Source organism: Actinocrispum wychmicini, from assembly GCF_004345645.1.
In the GTDB taxonomy this organism is placed as follows: Bacteria; Actinomycetota; Actinomycetes; order Mycobacteriales; family Pseudonocardiaceae; genus Kibdelosporangium; species Kibdelosporangium wychmicini.
In genome coordinates this window covers 986,210-1,005,639 of the sequence record NZ_SLWS01000001.1, presented here as the reverse complement: position 1 = coordinate 1,005,639, position 19,430 = coordinate 986,210, and the positions used below count along the sequence as shown (strand labels likewise).

Sequence of the window (19,430 nt, the reverse complement as noted above, 5' to 3'; positions counted from 1 at the left end):
TGACACGATGCGACCGGTAAGCCGGGAATCAAGTCAGAACTTTCCGGCCGGGATCCTGAAGGAGGCGGATGTGACCGCAACCGTTGGCCATGTCAGTGAGCGGCTGCTCACCCCCGGCGAGGTGGCGGCCCTCTTCCGGGTCGACCCCAAAACCGTCACCCGCTGGGCCACCGCGGGCCGGATCGGGTCGATCCGCACCCCCGGCGGCCACCGTCGGTTCCGTGAGTCCGAGGTGAAGACCCTGCTCGCCGAACTCACCACCGAGGCCAACCACACCGAGTGACGAAGAGCACCCAGCCGGTGTCGTCCACTGGCACGGTTACATTCCGCCATCTCCCCGTATGCCTTGGCGGCGCTCTTCGCCGAAACGGGCTAACCTCGTCAGGGAGGACACTCCTGGAGGTGGCGGGATGCTGCTGTACCTGCTCGCCGTGGTCGGAGCGCTGACCGTCGCGGTGTTGCTGTGGCGCGCGTTCGGATCGCAGAACGCCACGGTTCCGACACGTCGCGGCTCCGTCGCTCCCGACGACGACCCAGAGTTCCTGCGTGGCCTGGACGAGCGAAACAAGAAGGCCGGCGACGACCCACCGGCCTGAGACCAGCCCTCGTGGTGCTTCAGCGCACTCGCGTGGGTTTACCTGGTGTCGTTGGGGAAGTCGTCGGCGACCATCGCGGCCATGTCCAGGAGGGCCAGCCTGGTGGCCGGCAGCAGCCGGTCCAGTTCGATCTCCGCGCCCTCCTCAAGGTGCGGGTCGAACGGGATCTGGCAGACCGCGCGGCAGCGGGCGGCGAAGTGGGCGGCCAGCTTGTCCACGTCCACCGAGCCCGACTTGGGCCGCACCGAGTTGATCACCGCGACCGACCGGGCGACCAGGTCGCGGTAGCCGTGCGCGTCCAGCCAGTCGATCGTGGCCGAGGCGCTGCGGGCGCCGTCCACCGAGCCGGACGACACGATCACGAGTGAGTCGGCGAGGTCCAGCACGCCCTTCATGGCCGAGTGCATCAGGCCGGTGCCGCAGTCGGTCAGCACGATGTTGTAGAAGTGCTCAAGCAGGGCGACCACCCGCCGGTAGTCGTCCTCGCTGAACGCCTCGGACACGGCCGGATCCTGTTCGCTGGCAAGGACCTCCAGCCGGCTTGGGCCCTGCGACGTGTACGCCCGCACGTCGCTGTACTTGGTCACCCGGGAGGCGTCGCGCAGCAGGTGCCGGACGGTGGCCGTGGTCTCCAGCGGGATCTTCTGCGACAGCGTGCCCCGGTCGGGGTTCGCGTCCACGGCGATCACCCGGTCGCCGCGCAGCGACGAGAACGTCGACCCGAGGGTGGTGGTGACCGTGGTCTTGCCCACCCCGCCCTTCAGGCTCAGCATGGCGATCTTGTAGCAGCCGCGCAGCGGCTGGTTGACCCGCTGGATCAGCTCACGGCGGCGGGTGTCCTCGTTGCTCTCGCCGACGTTGACCAGGCCGCCGCTGGCCGAGAAGAGCGCCTTGCGCCAACCGGACTGCGGACGTCGCTTCTCCTGCTTGACCAGCCGGTTGGTGGCCAACTCGTGGGACACCGGCGACGGTGGGCCGGGCTGCGGCTGCGGCTGCGGCGGGTACTGCGACGGCGGCGCGTAGCCCTGCTGAGGCTGCTGCGGGTACGGAAAACCCTGCTGCGCCATCGGATGCGGCCCCGAGCCACCTGCCACCTGGTACGGCCCGGACCCGCCGGGCACCTGATAGGGACCGGAACCGCCCGGCACTTGCTGCGGTCCGGATCCGCCGGCGACCTGGTAGGGCCCTGAACCGCCGCCCTGGACGGGATACGGACCCGACCCGCCGGGTGCCGGATAGGGACCGGAGCCGCCGGGCACCTGGTACGGACCGGAGCCGCCCGGGACCGGGTACTGCCCGGACCCCTCGACGATCGGCCGGGGTGTCGGGTCGGTCGGCGCCACGTACAGTTCGGGCTGGTGTTCGGCCGCCTCGGGTTCCGCGGGTTTGTCGTCGGCGTTGCCGTGCGGGGCTGGTGGCTGCCAAGCGACATCAGGTCGCTGGGCGGAGTCGTCGTAGCGTCCAGTCACCGCCGGGGTCCCTCCTGCGGACATCAAGGATCGAGACCGCCTCGACCATCTTGTGCGACGGTAGTCGTAGGATCCGAAGCAGGTCGAACAGGGTGCGTCACTGTTCGGTGACGGTTACCCGCCGTTAGGTCAGCTGACGCCCGCGTAGGAGTGCAGGCCGGTGCTGACCAGGTTGACGAAGAACAGATTGAACACCGTGCCCGCGAATCCGAGGATGTTGATCAGCGCGGCTCGGCGGCCACGCCAGCCCGCGGTCGCGCGGGAGTGCAGGTAGGCCGCGTAGACGACCCACGCGACGAACGCGACGGTTTCCTTGGGGTCCCAGCCCCAGAAGCGGCCCCACGCGGACTCCGCCCAGATGGCACCGCAGATCACCCCGAACGTGAAGACCGGGAACGCGATGATCGTCGTGCGGTAGGCGAGCCGGTCGAGCACGTCCGCCTCGGGCAGCCGCGGGCCGATCCGGGTGAACTTGCCGTCGTCCTTGTCGTATTTGGTCCGGACCAGGTAAAGGATGCTGGCGACACCCGGCACGAGGAACAGGCCGGACGCGGACGCCGCGGCCGTCACATGCACGACCATCCAGTACGACTGCAGCGCCGGCACGACCGGGGCCGCGTTGGCGTACAGCACCGTGCCGCCGAGGAACATCAGGATCACGACCGGCAGCAGCACGAACGCCGAAACCCTGCGGACCGGGAACTTCCGCATCAGCACGACCCAGGTCGCCATGGCCACGAACGTCACCAGGGTCATGTACTCGTACATGTTGCCCCAGGGCGGACGCTCGGTAGCGACCCCGCGCAACACGATGGACATGAAGTGCAACAGGACGCCGAGGATCAGCAGCGAGGCGCCCATCCGGCCGATCCGGTCGGCCCGGCCACGCTCCGGCCGGCCCACCGGGACCTTGGGGGTCTCCACCACGGCGGGGCCGCCGACGGTCGCCAACTGGCGGGCTTCGGCCCGGACGCGACGTGGCTTGGTGTACGCCTGCTCGATCAGGGCGAACACCATGGCGAAGACGTAGATGACGACTGCGGCGCCGTACGTCCAGTCGCTGTAGCGGGCGAGGGTCTCGTTGACCATCAGCGGGTGCCTCCCAGCACGTCCTTCGAGAGCCTGGTGAATTCCTCGCCGTATCCGGCCTGGTCGGTGCGCGCGAGCCCGCCGACCTCGACCACGGTACGGCCACCGTCCGCAGGCGCCGCCCGCACCCACAGCCGACGTCGCCTGATCGTGAGGGACGCCCCGATCCCGACAATCAGGCAGATCGCGAACACGAGCACCCAGACCTGCCCGGGGTCGTGCGAAACCTGCAGGTAAACCCACCTTTTCACGCTGTCGAAGGAGATGTCCGTGCCGTCCGGCAGCGTGCGGTGTTCACCGGGTCGCATGTTGGTGCGAAGCACCCGTTTGAGCCGGCCGTCGTCGATCAGGGACTGGTCCACAGTGAAGATCGACTGGCCGCGGCCGTTGTCCACCCCCGTGTCGCCCTGCAGGACGTCGACCGCGACCGCGGGGTCGCGCAGGTCGGGGTAGCTGGAGTCCAGCAGCGTGCCGCGCAGCTCGGCGGTGGGGGCGAAAAGGCCGGTGATGGCGAGCTGTTTGGTCCTTCTTTGCTGCGCGTCCGTGATGCCCGGCGGGTCGAACTTCGTCGCCCCTTCGGACAGGTAGGTGATGTTGTCGGTGGTGCGCCACTGGGTGTCCATGGTGCGTTTCTCGCCGTTGGGGAACGTGACCGTGAACACCGGTGCGTAACCGTTGCCGAGGAGGTAGACCCGGTCGCCTTCGGTGCGTAGCGGCGAGTTGACCTCGAGGGTGTACGGCCGCCAGGTGCCGTTGTCGATGTCGTCGCCGGCCTGGTAGCGCAGGTCGGCCTCGAACTTCTCGGGCTGGCCGTTCGCCAGGTAGGTCGGCGTGAACGACGTGACCTTGAGGCAGAACGGCGACAGGTCGGTGCCGTCCACCCGCAGCCCCGGGTGGAACGAGTCGTAGCCGAGGACGCCGGAGTTGCAGAACTCCTGGCTGCCGTCGGCCTTGACGATGACCTGGCCCTCGTAGCCGAACAGCTTGCCGAGCGCGAGCGCGACGATCAGGCCCAGCATGGCGAAGTGGAACACCAGGTTGCCGGTCTCGCGGAGGAACCCCTTCTCCGCGGACAGCGTCCGGCCGCCGTCGTCTTCCTCCCGCACGACCATGCGCCAGCCGCGCAGCCGCACCTTGGCGTCCGCGATGACCTCGACCGGCGCTTTGTCCACAGTGGACTCGACGTGGTGCGGCATCCGCTTGAGGTTGCGCGGGGTGAGGACGGGTTTGGCGTTGACCGCCTTCAGGTACTCGAAAAGCCGGGGCAGCAGGCAGCCGACCAGCGAGATGAACAGCAGCAGGTAGACCGCGGAGAACCAGACACTGGCGTACACGTCGAAGAACTGCAGCTTGTTCAGCAGCCGCCCCCACCACCCGTGTTGGGCGATGTAGTCCGCGGTCTTGGCCGAGTTCAACGACCGCTGCGGCAACAACGCTCCGGGCATCGCGGCGAGCGCCAGGAGGAAAAGCAGGATGAGCGCGGTCCGCATGGACGTCAGGCCGCGCCACGTGTTGCGCAGGAACGCGATCACAACGGAAGCCTTACGTTGCTGACGAACGCGTACCGCAGCCACGCGATGAACTCGCCCCACAGCCCAGTCACCAGAAGCACCCCGACGGCGAACATGAGCACGCCGCCAAAGATCTGCACCTTCCGGCTGTTACGCCGGAGCCACCCGGTGGCCCGTACCGCCCATCTCGCCCCCAACGCGATGAGCAGGAACGGCACACCCAGCCCCAGGCAGTACAGGAGCACCAGGAGGATGCCCCGCGCGCCCGCGCCGCCCGTGGTCGCCGCGATCGTCAGCACACCGGACAACGTCGGCCCGATGCACGGCGTCCACCCCAGCCCGAAGATGGCGCCCAGGATGGGCGCGCTGACCAGACCGCCCCGCGGCAGCTTGTGGAACCGCACGTCCCGTTGCAGCGCCGGCACCAGACCGACGAACACCAGGGCCATCAGGATCATCACCACCCCGCCGACCCGCTGCAGCGCGTCCTGGTTGATGATCAACTGGTCGGACACCCACACCAACCCGCCCACGGCGGCGGTGAAGACAACGGTGAACCCGAGCACGAACAATCCGACCGCGCCGAGCACCCGGAACCGTCCGCGCTTGGTCCCCTCCGCGACGTCCCCGGCCGGTGTGTCCGCCCCCACCAGGGCGGCCAGATACGCCAGGTAACCAGGCACGAGCGGGACGACACACGGCGAGGCGAACGACACCATGCCCGCGACCAAGGCCAACCCGCCGGCGACCAGCAACGGCCCCGACATGGCGATCTCGGTCGGATTCACACCAAGGAGGGTAAGCAGCCGAGCGGACCACCCCATGACCGGCACCCAGGACCTAGGTCCCACGTCACACAAAGCCCCAGTTCAGCACTAAGCCGGCTCGGCGGTGAGCTGCTTGATCAGGGGTTGGAGGTCGCCGGCGAGGACCGGCACCAGGTAGACGGCCGCCACCCGGTGCTGGCGGTCCAGGATGATCGTGCTCGGCACGGCGTTGCGCGGGTAGCCCTTCAGCGCCAGCAGGGTCCGGCCGGCTTTGTCGTAGATCGACGGATACGTCAGGTTCCAGTTCTTCACGAAGTCCTGCGGCTGGCTTCTGATGTCGTCGCGGACGTCGATCCCGAGGACCTGCAGGCCGGCTTCCTTGTTGTCGTCGGCGAGCTTCTGCAGTTCCGGGGCTTCCGCCCGGCACGGGCCGCACCAGGCGCCCCAGATGTTCAGCAGGACCACTTTTCCGGCGTAGTCGGACAGTTTGATCTGCTTGCCGGGCTCCTGGAGGCTTTCCCCGGTCAGCTCACCCAGCTTCTTCCGGTCCGACCCGGTGTAGTTCAGCACCAGTTTCCCGTCCGGGGCGACCAGGTCGAACTCGGTGCCGCGGACCACGGCGTCGTCGCCGGTCGAACAGGCCGACAGGAGCAGCAACACCACGAGCCAGAGCTTTCTCATGCGCCGGTCGCTTTCGGGTCGGTCGCGCCCACGGGTTCCGCGTAGGCGATCCGGACCAGTTTCTCGTCGTCGAACTCGAGGCTGGTCAGCGAGGCCAGTGCGCACTGCCGGTGGCGCGGGTCGTGCCAGAGGCGTTTGCCTTCCAGGAACCGGCGGAGCGTCCAGATGGGCAGCTGATGTGACACGCAGACAGCTTCGTGCCCGAGCGCGTTGGCACGGGCCCGGTGCGCCGCGCCGAGCATGCGGTGGGCGATCGACAGGTACGGTTCGCCCCACGAGGGGATGAAGGGGTTCGTCAGGTGTTTCCAGTGCCGCGGGGACGCCAGCGAGCCCGCGCCGACCGAGACACGTTCGCCTTCGAACGAGTTCCACGGCTCGATCAGCCGGTCGTCGGTGGCCAGGTCCAGCCGGTGCGACGAGATGACCGGTTCGGCGGTCTCCTGGGCCCGCTGCAACGGGGAGGCGACCACGTGCGTGATGTCGCGTTCGGACAGGTACTCGGCCACGGTCAGTGCCTGCCGCCGGCCGACCTCGGACAGGTGGAAACCGGGCAGCCGACCGTAGAGAACGCCGGTCGGGTTGTGCACTTCACCGTGCCGGAGCAGGTGCACGACCGTGCGGGTCATCGAGTCGCCGCCGCAGCCGCTGCCGCCGCGTGGGGCAGGGCCGACTCGATGACCGCGAACGCCTCGTCGTCCATGGCCGCGTTGACGAACCAGGCTTCGAACGCACTCGGCGGCGGATACACCCCGCGGTCCAGCAAAGCGTGGAAGAACGCCGGGAACCGCCACGTTTCGGCGGCCTTGGCCTCGGCGTAGTCGGTGACCGGGGTGGCGCTGAAGAACACGCTCAGCAGGTTGCCGGCGAACTGCACCTGGTGCGGTACGCCGGCCACGGTCAGCGCGGACGTGAACGCGTCGCCCAAGCGCTTGGCGTTGGCGTCCAGTGCCGCGTAGACCGCCGAGTCGGCCGCACGCAGGCTGGCCAGGCCGGCGGCCACCGCCACCGGGTTCCCGGACAGCGTGCCGGCCTGGTAGACGGGCCCGGACGGGGCCAGCGCGGCCATGATGTCCGTCCGGCCGCCGAACGCCGCGGCGGGCAGGCCGCCGGACATGACCTTGCCGAACGTGTACAGGTCCCCGGCGACACCGTCCAGGCCGAACCAGCCCGACGACGACACCCGGAAACCCGTCATCACCTCGTCCATGATGAGCACCGCGCCCGCGTCCGTCGCGAGCGAGCGCAGCGTCGCGTTGAAGCCGGGCAACGGCGCGATCGCCCCCATGTTGCCGGCCGCGGCCTCGGTGATGACCGCGGCGATCTCGTCGCCGTGCGCCGAGAAGACCGCTTTCACCGCGTCGATGTCGTTGTACGGCAGGACAATCGTGTCGCTTGCCTGGGCGCCGGTGACACCCGGTGTGGTGGGCAGGCCGAGGGTCGCCACGCCGGAGCCGGCATCCGCCAGCAGAGCGTCGACGTGACCGTGGTAACACCCGGCGAACTTCACGATCTTGGTGCGCCGGGTCCAGCCACGGGCCAGCCGGATCGCGCTCATCGTGGCCTCGGTGCCGGAGTTCACCAGCCGCACCCGCTCGACCGGCGGCACCCGGCCGATGATCTCCTCAGCCAGGTCGACCTCACCCACAGTCGGCGTACCGAACGACAACCCGTTCACCGCCGCCTCACGGACCGCCTCGACGACGGCCGGATGCGCGTGCCCGAGGACCATCGGGCCCCACGAACTGACCAGATCGACGTACTTGTTGCCGTCCGCGTCCCAGAGGTACGGACCGGAGCCCTTCACCATGAACCGCGGCGTGCCACCCACCGACTGGAACGCGCGGACCGGTGAGTTCACACCACCCGGAGTAACGGCGTTGGCGCGCTCGAACAGCTGCGCCGACGTCTCAACACCTGTGCTCACGATCCCGACGGTACCGCCGGAAGACACGACACATCCCGGCGGTACCTCTGTGATCGAGCTACTGGTTGGTCGGGCGGGTGGTGATGGCCTGGGCGGTGACGGAGTTGTCCTCGCTGCCGCGCTGGCCCTGGACCAGGACGCCGTCGCCGGCCTTGAGGTCGGTGAGCTTGCCCGGCTGGGTCAGCTCGACCTTGGTCGAGTCCGTTGTGGACACTTTCACGACGGTTCCGTTCTGCATCTTGACGTAGACCGTGGTGCCGTCGATGTGGTCGATGGTTCCGGCGGTGCCGCCACGGAAACCGCCGCCGCCCTGACCGCCTTGCCCACCCGGTCCGCCCTGACCGGGAACGCCGCCACCGGGCCGGCCGGTGCCGTTGCGGCCGCCACCGCCCGGTCCCTGCGGGCCTGCCGCCGCGGGGGTGTTCGAACTGGCGGTCGCCGAGTGCACCCAGATGCCGCCGAAGAACGCGGCGACCACGAGCACCGCGACGCCGAGCCCGATGGTGACCTTGCCCACGCCGCGCTTGGCCTGGGTGAGCTCCTGGTCGATGTTGCCGCCGACCGGGGTGCCGATCACCTGTTCCGGCTGCTGCTGTGGTTGCGTCATCTACCTCTCCTAATCATGGCGCAGGGCTTCGATCGGACGCAGTGCGGCGGCCCTGCCCGCCGGGTAACTGCCGAAGAACAGGCCGATCAGCGCGGACACGCCGAACGCGAGCAGGATCGAACCGGGCACCACCACGGGTTTGATGCCGGCGATGGTGAACTGGCTGCCGATCACGCCGGCGGCGATCCCGAGGGCGCCGCCGAAGAGACTCAACAGGGTCGCCTCGGTGAGGAACTGGCCGAGGATGGCGTACTTCGGCGCGCCGATGGCCTTGCGGATGCCGATCTCACGGATCCGTTCGGTGACCGTGACGAGCATGATGTTCGTGACGCCGATCCCGCCCACCAGCAGGGAGATCGCGGCGACCGACGCCAGCAGGACGGTGAACGTGTCGGTCGCGGTCGTGCGGGTGGCCAGCAGCTGGGTCTGGCTGAGGATGCGGAAGTCGGTGGTCTGGTTGGCGGAGATCCGGTGGCGGGCCGTGAGGATCGCGGTGACCTCGGCCTGTGCCGCGTTCATCGCGTCCGCGCTCTGCGCCTGCACGATGATCTGGTTGACCGCGCCATAGCCGGCGAGCGAGTTCTGGACCGCGGTCAGCGGGGCGATCGCGGTGTCGTCCGCGTTGTTCAGACCGGACGACCCTTTGGTGGCCAGCACGCCGATCACGGTGAACTGGATGTTGTTGGCCAGCAGTTGCTGGCCGACCGGTTCCTGGTCGGGGAACAGTTCCTGGGCGACGGTCGCGCCGAGGACCATCACCTTGCGGCCTTCGGAGACGTCCTCGGTGGTGAAGCTGGCACCGTCCGCCAGCGGGCTGTTGGACGTGCTGAAGTACGCGGGGTCGGTGCCGACCAGTTGGGGGATGTCGTAGCTGTTGCCGGCGTAGACCGCGGTGACCGAAGTGGACACAACGGGTGAGCTGGCCTTCACGTCCGGCGCGCCGCGCGGGTCGACGAGTGCCTTCGCGTCCTGGACGGTCAACGGCCGGGTGGTGGCGCCCTGGCCGCCGGCCCGCGACACGGTGAGCACGTTGGTGCCCAGGCCGGCGATGCTGTTCTGGATCGCGGCCGAGGCACCGCTGCCCACGGCGACGAGCAGGATCACCGCGGCGACCCCGATCATCAGGCCGAGCGTGGTCAGCGCGGACCGGAGTTTGTTCGCTGTCAGGCCCCGGATGGCGAACCGCAGGATCTCGACGAAGCTCATGTGAGCGCTCCTGTCGTTCGCCACTGCGCCGTGTCTTCGATGATCTGGCCGTCGGACACTCGCACGGTCCGGGCCGCGTGCGCGGCCACATGGTCCTCGTGCGTGATCATCACGATCGTGCGGCCGCTGCGGTTCAGACTGTCGAACACGTTCAGGACTTCGGCAGTGCTTTCGCTGTCCAGGTTTCCGGTCGGCTCGTCGGCGAGCACCATGGCCGGTCCGGTCACCAGGGCACGAGCCAGGGCGACCCGCTGCTGCTGGCCGCCGGACAGCTCGTTCGGCCGGTGCCCGGCCCGGTCGGCCAGGCCGACCATGGCCAGGGCCGCGGCGGCCCGCTGCCGGCGTTCCTTGCGCCGCAGGCCCGCGTAGATCAACGGAAGCTCCACATTGGACAGAGCGGTGGTCCGCGGCACCAGGTTGAACGACTGGAACACGAACCCGATCTTCCGGTTGCGCACCAACGACAACTGCCGTTCGTTCAGCGTGCCCACACTGATGCCGTCCAACTTGTACGCACCCGAAGTCGGAACGTCCAAGCAGCCCAACACGTTCAGCAGCGTCGACTTGCCGGAGCCGGACGCGCCCATGATGGCCAGGTACTCACCCGGCCACACGGTCATGTCCACGCCACGCAGCGCGTGCACCGCAGTCTCCCCGTGGCCGTACGTCTTACGCAGCTCGGTGACCTCGATGACCGGTTTGACGACCGAATCGACCGGAATGGTGCTCATCGCCCGGTCCCGCCACCAGTGCCACCAGCGCCGCCTGTCCGTGCGCCGCCTCCTCCGCCACCGCCGCCGAACCCGCCACCACCACCGCCGCCGAAGCCACCGCCGCCGAGCCCACCGCCGGCGCGCTGCCCGTTCTGACCGGTCGCCGGCGGCGTGGTCGTGGCCAGGACGACCTGGTCGCCCTCGGCGAGGCCGGACGTGATCTGCACCAACGACTCGCTGCGCACGCCGATCTCGACGTTCCGACGCACGGACTGCCCGTTGACCTCCACGTTGACGGTGTGCGCGGCACCGAGGGTCTGCATCGCGGCCGACGGGATGACGAGCGCGTCGTCGGCTTCCGAGACCGTGATGGACACGCTCGCGGACTGGCCCTGCCGCAGGCTCGCGGGCGCCTGGTTGAGGGTCAGGGTGACGCCGTAGGTCACCACGTTGTTGCTGCCGCTCGTGGCCGTCAGGTCGACGGACGCGACCTTGGCGGGCTGCGGGCTGTCCGGCATCGCGTTGAGCGTCACAGTGGCGTCCTGGCCGGCTTTCACCTTGGCCACGTCGATCTCGGCCAGGTTGGCGCGGACCTGCAGGCCGCCCAGGTTCGTGATCACGATGAGCCCGGACGCCGAACTCGACGACGACGCGGACGAACCCGACCCGCTGGAGCCGGAGCCCGAACCGGACCCGCCTGTGCCGCCGGCGGACGAACCGGCCCGCTGGCCGACGGTCCCGTTGATCGCGGTGACCGTACCGTCGCCCGGCGCGACCAGGGTGGTGTTGTCCAGGTTCTGCTGCGCGGTGTTCACACTGACCTTGTCCTGGTCCACCTGGGCCTGCAGCTGTTTCACGCTCTGCTGCGCGTTCTGTTGGGAGTTCTGGCCGCCAGGGCTGTTGGTCGGGGTGGCTGTCGCGGTCGCCGCGTTGGCCTGCGCGGTCGCCAGGTTGTCCTGGGCCGCGGTCAGGCTGGACTTGGCGGCGGTGAGCTGCAGCCGGGCCTGGGAGTCGTCCAGTTTGGCCAGTTGCTGGCCCTTGCTGACGTGGTCGCCGACCTTGACGTTGATCTGGGTGATCGTGCCGCTCGCGGCGAAGTCCGCGGTCGCGGTGTAGCTGCTCTGTACGGTCGCGGCGGCCGACACCGTGTCGACGACGGTTCCGCGCTGTACCGCGACTGTCCGCACGTTCGTGGGGGTCGCCTGGTTCGAGCTGGGCCACAGGAACTTGTACGCACCCCAGCCGGCGGCGAGCAGAGCCACCACTAACACTCCGTTGATCAACCACGCACGGCGTCCGCGTCTCATGGCGGCAATGCTCTTCGTATCAGATGCCGACCGGCTGGGAGGAGGCTGGGAGTTTCCTGGGAACCGCTGGACTTATCGCCTACGACGCCCTTTCGCGCGCGGGCGCGCGCGAACCGCCAGGACGAACTCCCGGACCGCGTCGAGAACGAGTACCGCCGCGACCGTACCGGACAGGATCGAGAGCGACAGCCAGTGGCCGAAGTATCGGTGGGACACATACGGCGGCTGCCCGTCGCCGAACGACTGGGTGATGGTGACCGGTGCCTTCGCCCACAGCCAGAACGCCAGCCACACCAGGAAACCGGCGACCACCACTTCGGCGACGCCGACGAACGCGCGGCGCGGCTGGTTCAACCGGGCGCGATACGGCGGCGACTCGGGAACCTCGGGTTCCTGCGCGGTCTCGGGCTGGGCGGTCACAGCACGCAGCTTCTCACGACTCGACAAGCTTTTGCAGGGCAACCCGCAATGCCTCGCCGTCCCGCGCCCACGCGACGACCGTGGTGCCGTCCTGTAACCGAACAGGTACGGATTCGAACTTGCGCGGCACGGCCCATCCGGTTCCGAGCACGCGCGCGGCCATGGGTGTCCCGACTTCCTCGTCAGCGGCCGCGATCTTCGAGACGTCCATCGTTTCCCGGCCCTGGCGCAGGGTTTCCGGGGTCAGTTCGACCGAGCACACCTGGCGCCTGCCGTACGCCCACGCCGCGCCAGCGCCAGCGAGCACCAGGCCGACGACCGTCCAGCCGACCGTGTGGACCGGACCGGTGAGCCATTCGACCAGGGCGCCGACGACCGCGAAGATCGGCCCCCACAACGCGGGCCACCAGGTGGACCCCGGCTCCGAGAACAGCACCGGCTGGGTCATGGCCGGAGGAAGGGCTGCCGGCGGAACTGCCCAAAGTACGCGTTGGCCGGCGGCATGAACATGAACACCAGGCCGGTGGCGGTGACCAGCACCTCGACGATCGCGAGGACGTCGCTGAAGCCCACGGCCACGGCCTGCGCCATCAGCCCGACCACCGCGAGCAGGCTGAGAACGACCCGCGCCCAGTTCTTTCCGGACCGCATCTTCCAGGCGAAGAACAACCAGAGCAGGGCGGCGACGATGACCCCGGCGAACGCCGCGGTCCGCAGTTCGCCGTAGCTGAGCACGTCGCTCTGGCCGGAGTTGCCGAGCTGCCGCTGGTACGACTTGACCAGCGGATCCAGGTTGACCAGCTGCACCACGGCCCCGACCACCGCGGTGAGCACCCAGATCACGAACGCGATGGTGACCTCTTTCGGCACCGGCGGCTTCGGCACGGGCGGCACGGTGCCCGGCGGCCGGGCGGGCCCGGGGAACAGCGGTTGGTGGTCGGACACTTCGCTCCTAACGCTCGGGGTTGAAGTACGCCCGCGCGGTCGGCAGGTACAGCAGGACCATCCCGACGATGGACAGCAGCACCGAGAAAAGCACGAGGTAGCTGACGGTCACAAGCATGCTCAGCAGCAGGTGGAAGACACCCACGACGAGCAGCGTCGTCCGCGCCGACCGGATACCGTCCCTGGCCCGGTAGGCGAAGAACGCGTACGCCACGGCGAACACGACCGCTGTGATGGTCACGAACCACACCAGGTTGTCCGCGCCGGACCGGATCTGGTCCGCGGACACCGTCGAGTTGGTGTTCTGCCTGATGGCTTGATCCACCAGCGCGTTCTTGACCGACCACAGCAGCACGGCGTCGATCAGGCCGACCGCGCCCGCGAATATCCACGTCCAGAACGAGTATCGGACGACCGGTGGGGCGTCGGTGTCACCGCCCGATATGCGAATCTTCACGGCGCGAACGTTACCTTCAACGTCCGTCGAGCCAGCCCGCGACCTCGACCGCCCAGTACGTGAGCACGATGTCCGCGCCCGCGCGGCGGATGGCCGTCAACGCCTCCAGTACCGCCCGGTCCCGGTCGATCCAGCCGTTCGCGGCGGCGGCCTCGATCATCGAGTACTCGCCGGACACCTGGTAGGCGGCCACCGGTACGTCCGACATCTCGGCGGCCGCGCGGATCACGTCCAGGTACGGCAGCGCCGGCTTGACCATGACCATGTCGGCGCCCTCGGCGAGGTCGAGCTGGATCTCCCGGAGCGCTTCCCGGATGTTGCCCGGGTCCTGCTGGTACGTCTTGCGGTCGCCTTTGAGCTGGGAGTCCACGGCTTCCCGGAACGGGCCGAAGAACGCTGACGCGTACTTCGCGGAGTACGCCAGGATGCCTGTGTCCTCGAAGCCCGCGTCGTCCAACGCGCTGCGGATCACGGCCACCTGGCCGTCCATCATTCCGCTCGGTCCCAGCACATGCGCGCCGGCATGCGCCTGCGCCACGGCCATCTCGGCGTAAACCTCAAGCGTGGCGTCGTTGTCGACGTTGCCGTGCGCGTCCAGCACGCCGCAGTGCCCATGGTCGGTGAACTCGTCCAGGCACAGGTCGGACATCAACACCGTGGCGTCACCGACCTCGGCCCGGACGTCGCGCAGGGCCACGTTCAGGATCCCGTCCGGGTCCGTCGCGCCCGAGCCGACCGCGTCGTGCCGTTCGGGGACGCCGAACAGCATCAGGCCACCGACCCCGGCCGCCACCGCCTCCGCGGCGGCCTTCCGCAGCGAGTCACGGCTGTGCTGGACCACACCCGGCATCGACGTGAGGGCGACCGGCTCGGCCAGCCCTTCCTTCACGAACATCGGCAGGACGAGCTGCTCCGGCCGGATCGTCGTCTCGCTCACCAACCGCCGCGTCGCGGCCGTTCGCCGGAGCCGGCGGGGACGGTGGCTCGGGAACATCAGGGCTCCACTCAGGTCGGGTTACCTGCGGGCTCGCTTGGTCTTCCGCGGCGGTGGCAGGGCGCCTTCGGCCCGCAGCCGGGCCGCGTGCTCGGCCAGGGCGTCCACCAGGGCAGGCACCTGGGCGAACTCCGGCTGGACGTCCACCCGCAGGCCGAACTCACGGGCGGTCTCGGCGGTCTTCGGGCCGATGCACGCCACCAGCGTCCGGGCGTGCGGCTTGCCCGCGATGCCGACCAGGTTGCGGACCGTGGAGGACGAGGTGAAGCACACCGCGTCGAACCCACCGGTCTTGATCATCTCGCGGGTGTCGGCGGGCGGCGGCGCGGCCCGCACGGTCCGGTACGCCGTCACGTCGTCGATCTCCCAGCCACGGTCACGCAGCCCGGCGGCCAGGGTCTCGGTGGCGATGTCGGCGCGGGGCAGCAGCACCCGGTCGACCGGGTCGAGGATGTCGTCGTACGGCGGGAAGTCCGCGAGCAGGCCCTCGCTGGACTGCTCACCGGACGGGATCAGCTCGGGGATGATGCCGAACGCCCGCACCCGCGCGGCCGTGGACTCGCCGACGCACGCGATCTTCACGCCGGAGAACGCCCGCGCGTCCAGGCCGAACTCGGCGAACTTCTCCCACACCGCGCGGACGGCGTTGGTGGACGTGAACACCACCCACTGGTACCGGCCGTCGACCAGGCCCTTGACGGCCCGTTCCATCTGCGCCGGGGACCGGGGCGGCTCGACCGAGATGGTCGGCACCTCGGACGGGATGGCGCCGTGCGTCCGCAGCCGCTCGGACATCTCCTGCGCCTGGTCCTTGGTGCGCGGCACCAGGACCTTCCAGCCGTACAGCGCCCGCGACTCCCACCACGACAGCTTCGAGCGGCCGGCGACGGCCTGCCCGACCGTGACCACCAGGTGCCCGACCAGTTCGCCGGCGTCCGCGGCCAGCGAGGCCAGGGTGGTGTCGATGGTCCGCTGCGAGGAGCCGGTGCCGTCGGAGGTCACGGCGACCGGCGTCTGCGCCGCGAGGCCGTGTTCGACGAGCGCGGACGCGGCCTCGGCGAGGTGGCTGGAGCTGGCGTGCAGCACGATCGGACCCGGGGTGCCGGCCAGGCCGGCCCAGTCGACCGCGCCGCGCACATCCACTTCGGTGTGCGTCGAGCCGAGCGCGACCCCGGCGTACGCGGGCACGGCCGTGCCCGCCGAAACGCCGGGGATCACGTCGAACGCGATCGTGCTCTTGGCCACCGCGTGCGTCTCGGCCACGACCGGAGCCTGGGTCAGCGGGTCACCGGCGACCAGGCGGACCACGGACCGGCCCGCCTTGGCCTCGGTGGTGAGGTCCTTGGCCACGTCGCCGGGCTCGCCGACGGCCGGCCGGACCTCGGCGGCACCGTTCACGTACGCCAGCACGCCGGCCGGCACGTCCGGGTCGGTCACGACCAGCTCGGCTCGCTCGAGCAGCTCTCTGGCGCGAACGGTCAGCAGCCCGGCGTCACCCGGACCGGAGCCAACGAATGCCACGCGTCCAGGAGCTTTGCGTGCACGAGTGGGGGTGGTCGTCATATTCAGGGCACTTCCCATCAACTACGGCCCTCGGGAGCCGACAGCACACCGGCCCCGAGGTCGAGCAGTTCCAAGGCCAGGTCACGGCCGAGCTGCTCGGCAGCGGTCAGGTCACCAGTGGCCGAAGCACGCAGCAGGTCCACGACAACGGGCTTGCCCTTGTCGTCCTTCGCGTACACCGCGGCGACGCCACGCAACGACAGGCGCATCACCACGCGCCCGTCGTCGTCGAGGTCCTCCACGACATCGGCCAGTGCGCCAACGGGCGCGTTGCATCCGCCTTCGAGCGTCGCCATCATGGCGCGCTCGGCGGCTGCGGCAGCCCTGGTGGCTTGATCGTCCACAATGGAGCGAAGAAGGTGTTCGACGTCGACGTCGTCGACGCGGCACTCGACCGCGAGGGCGCCCTGGGCGGGCGCCGGCAGCATCTGGATCGGTTCGATCACCTCGGTGATCACATCCAGGCGGCCGAGCCGTTTCAGGCCCGCCTTGGCCAGCACGACCGCGTCGAGCTGGCCGTCGGTGACCTTGCGGATCCGAGTGTCCACGTTGCCGCGCAGGCCGACGATCGCCAGGCCGAGACCCAGCGCTTCGAGCTGGGCGGCCCGGCGTGGCGAGCCGGTTCCGACGGTCGATCCGGGCGGCAGCTCGCCGAGCGTCAGCCCGTCCCGCGCCACCAACGCGTCCCTGGGGTCTTCGCGTTGCGGCACAGCCGCGAGCGCGAGCCGAGGGTCCGGCGCGGTGGGCAAGTCCTTGTAGGAGTGGACGGCGACGTCCACCTGGTCGTCGGCGAGCGCGTCGCGCACCGCCGTGGTGAACACGCCGATGCCGATCTCCGGGATCGGCTTGTCCGAGCGGTCACCGGGGGTGGACACGGTGACGATCTCGGTGTGGATGCCGGCGGCACTCTCCAGCATCGCGGCGATGGTCTGCGTCTGCGCCAACGCCAACGCGCTGCCGCGGGTTCCGAGGCGAATGGTCCGCTTCACTCCCGTTCACCGTCCACAGTGTGCAATTCGGAGCCCGCGATCCGGTCGGGGGCGGCCGGGTCGAGCGCGAACAGCTCACGCAGGGCGTCGGCGTAGCCGGCGCCCGCGGGGTTCGCGGCGAGCTGCTTCACCCGGACGGTCGGGGTGTGCAGCAGCTTGTCCACGACCCGGTTGACCGTGCGCGCCAGCTCCTGGCGCACCTCGGTGTCCAGGCCCGGCAGCTTGGCGTCGAGCCGAAGCAGTTCGGCGTTGACGACCTCGGCGGCCCGCCGGCGCAACGCGGTCACGGTCGGCGTGACCTCGGCGGAGCGCTGGGCGGCCAGGTACGCCTGCACCTCTTGGCTGACGATCCGCGCGGCCCGCAGCGAACCTTGGCCGCTGGGCGTGTCGGACAGCCGACGTTGCAGGCTTTCCAGGTCCACGACAGTGACGTCGGGCAACTCGCCGACACCCTGTTCGACGTCCCGCGGCAGGCCGAGGTCGCAGATGACGAGCGGCGTCGACCGTTGGGCGACGTGCCCGTGCGTGATGACGGCACCCACCGCGCCGGTGCACGACACGACGACGTCCGCCGCGGCGATCTGCTCAGCCAGGTCCGCCAGGCCGACGGCCTCGGCTGGGATGTCGTACTCGGCAAGGGAATCCGCGAGCCTGGTGCCGTTGGCGCGGGTGCGGTTCGCGATCACGACCCGGCCGATCTCGGCGCGTCGCAGGGCGGCGACGGCCAGCCCACCCATCGAGCCAGCGCCGACCACGAGCGCGTTGCGTCCGGCGAGGCCGCCAAGCGCGGCTTCCGCGTCCGACAACGCCTCCGTGACCACGGATCCGCCGGCCTGGTCCAGCTCGGTCTCCGAGTGGGCGCGTTTGCCGACGCGCAGCGCCTGCTGGGACAACTCGTGCAGGACGCGCCCGACCGTGCCGGCCTGCTTGGCCGCGTTGTAGGCCAACCGGACCTGGCCGAGGATCTGCGCCTCACCGACGACCATCGAGTCGAGACCCGACGCGACGGTGAACAGGTGCTCGACCGCGGCGGCCGCGTAGTGCACGTACAGGTGCTTGTACAACGTGGCGACGGGCTGGTCGGAGTGCCGGGAGAGCACTTCGACCACGTCCGACAGGCCACCGTGGAACGCCTCGACGACCGCGTAGACCTCGACCCGGTTGCAGGTCGAGACCACCAGCGCCTCGGAGACGTTCGAACTCTGCAGCAGATCCGCGAGGACCTTGGGCACCCCGTCAGCGGACAGCGCGACCTTCTCCAACAGGTCGACCTCCGCCGTGCGGTGCGAAAGACCCACGGCGAGGACACTCATCGCCCGATCACCACCCCGTTGTCGTTCGGCAGCGCCACGCCGTTGACATTCATACTGTCCGCTCTGCGCGCCACATGGAACGACAAAATTTGGAGCTCGACCGCCAAATCGACTTTCCGCACCTCAACGTGGTCGGGCACCTGCAGCACCACGGGGGCGAAGTTCACGATGCTCGCCACACCCCCGGCGACCAACCGGTCGCACACGGCCTGCGCGGCAGCGGGCGGCGTCGCGATCACGCCGATGGAGATCTCCCGCTCGTGGCAGACCTTGGGGATGTCGTCGATGTGGCTGACCGGCATGCCGCCGACGGGCACCCCGATGAGATCGGGGTCGACGTCGAAGAGAGCGGCCACGGGAAAACCTCTGCTCGGGAACCCGCCGTAGTTGGCGAGGGCATGTCCGAGGTTACCGATTCCGACCACTGCCACGCTGTGGCTGCGGGTCAGACCCAGGATGCGTTCGATCTGGTCGACCAGGACGCTGACCTCGTACCCGACGCCACGCGTGCCGTACGACCCGATGTACGAGAGATCCTTGCGCAGTTTGGCAGAGTTCACCCCCGTCGCGGCCGCGAGCTCCTCGCTGGACAGGGTGATCACGCCCTGCTCTGCCATGCCGGACAGCACTCGCAGGTACACGGCGAGCCGAGCGACAGCCGCTTCGGGGATCGTCCGAGCGCGCTGCATCGGCGTGTCGGTCACGGGCGGGATGGGCATGGTGACCTCGGTCGCGCCGGGTGCGGCCGGTATCTCCCGGTCGCCGCCACGCTGACCCCGCGCTGCCGCCACGCTGCTACTCCTCACCAGACCCGGATGATCGTCACCGAAGAAGCCATGGTGACGGGACTACGGTAGCCATTTGTGAACGGATGCACAA

Annotated in this window: 22 protein-coding genes; 2 read left to right on the top strand and 20 right to left on the bottom strand. The window is 69.4% G+C overall.

Translation table 11 applies throughout. The features are described 5' to 3' along the window. Positions 1 to 70 precede the first annotated feature (70 nt). The gene (locus EV192_RS05075) at positions 71 to 283 is read left to right on the top strand and encodes a BldC family transcriptional regulator (RefSeq protein WP_132111536.1); all 213 of its coding nucleotides are present in this window, start codon (positions 71 to 73) and stop codon (positions 281 to 283) included. Positions 284 to 413: 130 nt separating this feature from the next. Beyond that, positions 414 to 596: a hypothetical protein gene (locus EV192_RS05070; protein ID WP_132113017.1), complete on the top strand. Its 183-nt coding sequence runs from the start codon at positions 414 to 416 to the stop codon at positions 594 to 596. 38 nt (positions 597 to 634) lie between these two features. Here the strand turns inward: EV192_RS05070 and EV192_RS05065 are convergent, their stop codons facing one another. From EV192_RS05065 to EV192_RS04970, 20 genes are all read right to left on the bottom strand, one after another. After that, a complete protein-coding gene (locus EV192_RS05065; protein WP_132111534.1) occupies positions 635 to 2,065 on the bottom strand; it encodes a MinD/ParA family ATP-binding protein in 1,431 nt (476 codons plus the stop codon). A 129-nt stretch (positions 2,066 to 2,194) separates the two neighbouring features. Then, positions 2,195 to 3,157: a c-type cytochrome biogenesis protein CcsB gene (ccsB, locus tag EV192_RS05060; RefSeq protein ID WP_132113015.1), complete on the bottom strand. Its 963-nt coding sequence runs from the start codon at positions 3,155 to 3,157 to the stop codon at positions 2,195 to 2,197. Next, a complete protein-coding gene (gene resB / locus EV192_RS05055; RefSeq protein WP_132113013.1) occupies positions 3,154 to 4,644 on the bottom strand; it encodes a cytochrome c biogenesis protein ResB in 1,491 nt (496 codons plus the stop codon). The genes ccsB and resB overlap by 4 nt, the downstream gene beginning before the upstream one ends. Positions 4,645 to 4,682: 38 nt before the next feature. After that, a complete protein-coding gene (locus tag EV192_RS05050) occupies positions 4,683 to 5,489 on the bottom strand; it encodes a cytochrome c biogenesis CcdA family protein (RefSeq protein WP_424923337.1) in 807 nt (268 codons plus the stop codon). 51 nt (positions 5,490 to 5,540) lie between these two features. Next, the gene (locus EV192_RS05045; protein WP_132111530.1) at positions 5,541 to 6,113 is read right to left on the bottom strand and encodes a TlpA disulfide reductase family protein; all 573 of its coding nucleotides are present in this window, start codon (positions 6,111 to 6,113) and stop codon (positions 5,541 to 5,543) included. After that, on the bottom strand, positions 6,110 to 6,739 hold the full coding sequence (locus tag EV192_RS05040) for a histidine phosphatase family protein (protein WP_132111528.1): 630 nt from the start codon (positions 6,737 to 6,739) through the stop codon (positions 6,110 to 6,112). The genes EV192_RS05045 and EV192_RS05040 overlap by 4 nt, the downstream gene beginning before the upstream one ends. After that, the gene (gene hemL / locus EV192_RS05035) at positions 6,736 to 8,037 is read right to left on the bottom strand and encodes a glutamate-1-semialdehyde 2,1-aminomutase (RefSeq protein ID WP_132111526.1); all 1,302 of its coding nucleotides are present in this window, start codon (positions 8,035 to 8,037) and stop codon (positions 6,736 to 6,738) included. The genes EV192_RS05040 and hemL overlap by 4 nt, the downstream gene beginning before the upstream one ends. Before the next feature lie 58 nt (positions 8,038 to 8,095). Beyond that, the gene (locus EV192_RS05030) at positions 8,096 to 8,644 is read right to left on the bottom strand and encodes a hypothetical protein (protein WP_132111524.1); all 549 of its coding nucleotides are present in this window, start codon (positions 8,642 to 8,644) and stop codon (positions 8,096 to 8,098) included. 9 nt (positions 8,645 to 8,653) lie between these two features. Then, positions 8,654 to 9,850, bottom strand: coding sequence for an ABC transporter permease (locus tag EV192_RS05025; RefSeq protein WP_132111522.1), 1,197 nt, complete (start codon positions 9,848 to 9,850; stop codon positions 8,654 to 8,656). After that, positions 9,847 to 10,581 (bottom strand): ABC transporter ATP-binding protein, encoded by a 735-nt coding sequence (locus EV192_RS05020; protein ID WP_132111520.1) that lies wholly within the window; start codon positions 10,579 to 10,581, stop codon positions 9,847 to 9,849. The genes EV192_RS05025 and EV192_RS05020 overlap by 4 nt, the downstream gene beginning before the upstream one ends. Continuing rightward, positions 10,578 to 11,870, bottom strand: coding sequence for an efflux RND transporter periplasmic adaptor subunit (locus tag EV192_RS05015; protein ID WP_132111518.1), 1,293 nt, complete (start codon positions 11,868 to 11,870; stop codon positions 10,578 to 10,580). Before EV192_RS05015 ends, EV192_RS05020 begins: the two co-directional genes overlap by 4 nt. 72 nt (positions 11,871 to 11,942) lie before the next feature. Beyond that, positions 11,943 to 12,290 (bottom strand): hypothetical protein, encoded by a 348-nt coding sequence (locus tag EV192_RS05010; protein ID WP_132111516.1) that lies wholly within the window; start codon positions 12,288 to 12,290, stop codon positions 11,943 to 11,945. 13 nt (positions 12,291 to 12,303) lie between these two features. Next, positions 12,304 to 12,738, bottom strand: coding sequence for a hypothetical protein (locus tag EV192_RS05005; RefSeq protein ID WP_132111514.1), 435 nt, complete (start codon positions 12,736 to 12,738; stop codon positions 12,304 to 12,306). Further along, complete coding sequence (locus EV192_RS05000; RefSeq protein ID WP_132111512.1) at positions 12,735 to 13,235, bottom strand: hypothetical protein; 501 nt, start codon at positions 13,233 to 13,235, stop codon at positions 12,735 to 12,737. The genes EV192_RS05005 and EV192_RS05000 overlap by 4 nt, the downstream gene beginning before the upstream one ends. 7 nt (positions 13,236 to 13,242) lie before the next feature. Next, entirely contained in the window at positions 13,243 to 13,692 is a 450-nt protein-coding gene (locus EV192_RS04995) for a hypothetical protein (protein ID WP_132111510.1), read from the bottom strand. A gap of 16 nt (positions 13,693 to 13,708) precedes the next feature. Further along, the gene (hemB, locus tag EV192_RS04990; protein WP_132111508.1) at positions 13,709 to 14,686 is read right to left on the bottom strand and encodes a porphobilinogen synthase; all 978 of its coding nucleotides are present in this window, start codon (positions 14,684 to 14,686) and stop codon (positions 13,709 to 13,711) included. Positions 14,687 to 14,707: 21 nt separating this feature from the next. After that, on the bottom strand, positions 14,708 to 16,267 hold the full coding sequence (locus tag EV192_RS04985) for a bifunctional uroporphyrinogen-III C-methyltransferase/uroporphyrinogen-III synthase (protein ID WP_207925885.1): 1,560 nt from the start codon (positions 16,265 to 16,267) through the stop codon (positions 14,708 to 14,710). Continuing rightward, complete coding sequence (gene hemC, locus EV192_RS04980; RefSeq protein WP_132111504.1) at positions 16,267 to 17,238, bottom strand: hydroxymethylbilane synthase; 972 nt, start codon at positions 17,236 to 17,238, stop codon at positions 16,267 to 16,269. Before hemC ends, EV192_RS04985 begins: the two co-directional genes overlap by 1 nt. Continuing rightward, entirely contained in the window at positions 17,235 to 18,551 is a 1,317-nt protein-coding gene (locus EV192_RS04975; RefSeq protein WP_132111502.1) for a glutamyl-tRNA reductase, read from the bottom strand. The genes hemC and EV192_RS04975 overlap by 4 nt, the downstream gene beginning before the upstream one ends. Beyond that, entirely contained in the window at positions 18,548 to 19,342 is a 795-nt protein-coding gene (locus EV192_RS04970; protein ID WP_279492786.1) for a redox-sensing transcriptional repressor Rex, read from the bottom strand. Before EV192_RS04970 ends, EV192_RS04975 begins: the two co-directional genes overlap by 4 nt. Between the last annotated feature and the right edge of the window lie 88 nt (positions 19,343 to 19,430).

Coding starts and splice junctions, on each gene's coding strand:
- EV192_RS05045 (WP_132111530.1), bottom strand. CDS start 6,113: ATGAGAAAGCTCTGGCTCGTGGTGTTGCTGCTCCTGTCGGCCTGTTCG.
- EV192_RS04985 (WP_207925885.1), bottom strand. CDS start 16,267: ATGGGAAGTGCCCTGAATATGACGACCACCCCCACTCGTGCACGCAAA.
- EV192_RS05015 (WP_132111518.1), bottom strand. CDS start 11,870: ATGAGACGCGGACGCCGTGCGTGGTTGATCAACGGAGTGTTAGTGGTG.
- EV192_RS05025 (WP_132111522.1), bottom strand. CDS start 9,850: ATGAGCTTCGTCGAGATCCTGCGGTTCGCCATCCGGGGCCTGACAGCG.
- EV192_RS05030 (WP_132111524.1), bottom strand. CDS start 8,644: ATGACGCAACCACAGCAGCAGCCGGAACAGGTGATCGGCACCCCGGTC.
- EV192_RS05020 (WP_132111520.1), bottom strand. CDS start 10,581: ATGAGCACCATTCCGGTCGATTCGGTCGTCAAACCGGTCATCGAGGTC.
- EV192_RS05050 (WP_424923337.1), bottom strand. CDS start 5,489: ATGGGGTGGTCCGCTCGGCTGCTTACCCTCCTTGGTGTGAATCCGACC.
- EV192_RS05040 (WP_132111528.1), bottom strand. CDS start 6,739: ATGACCCGCACGGTCGTGCACCTGCTCCGGCACGGTGAAGTGCACAAC.
- EV192_RS04975 (WP_132111502.1), bottom strand. CDS start 18,551: ATGAGTGTCCTCGCCGTGGGTCTTTCGCACCGCACGGCGGAGGTCGAC.
- EV192_RS05005 (WP_132111514.1), bottom strand. CDS start 12,738: ATGACCCAGCCGGTGCTGTTCTCGGAGCCGGGGTCCACCTGGTGGCCC.
- hemB (WP_132111508.1), bottom strand. CDS start 14,686: ATGTTCCCGAGCCACCGTCCCCGCCGGCTCCGGCGAACGGCCGCGACG.
- resB (WP_132113013.1), bottom strand. CDS start 4,644: ATGCGGACCGCGCTCATCCTGCTTTTCCTCCTGGCGCTCGCCGCGATG.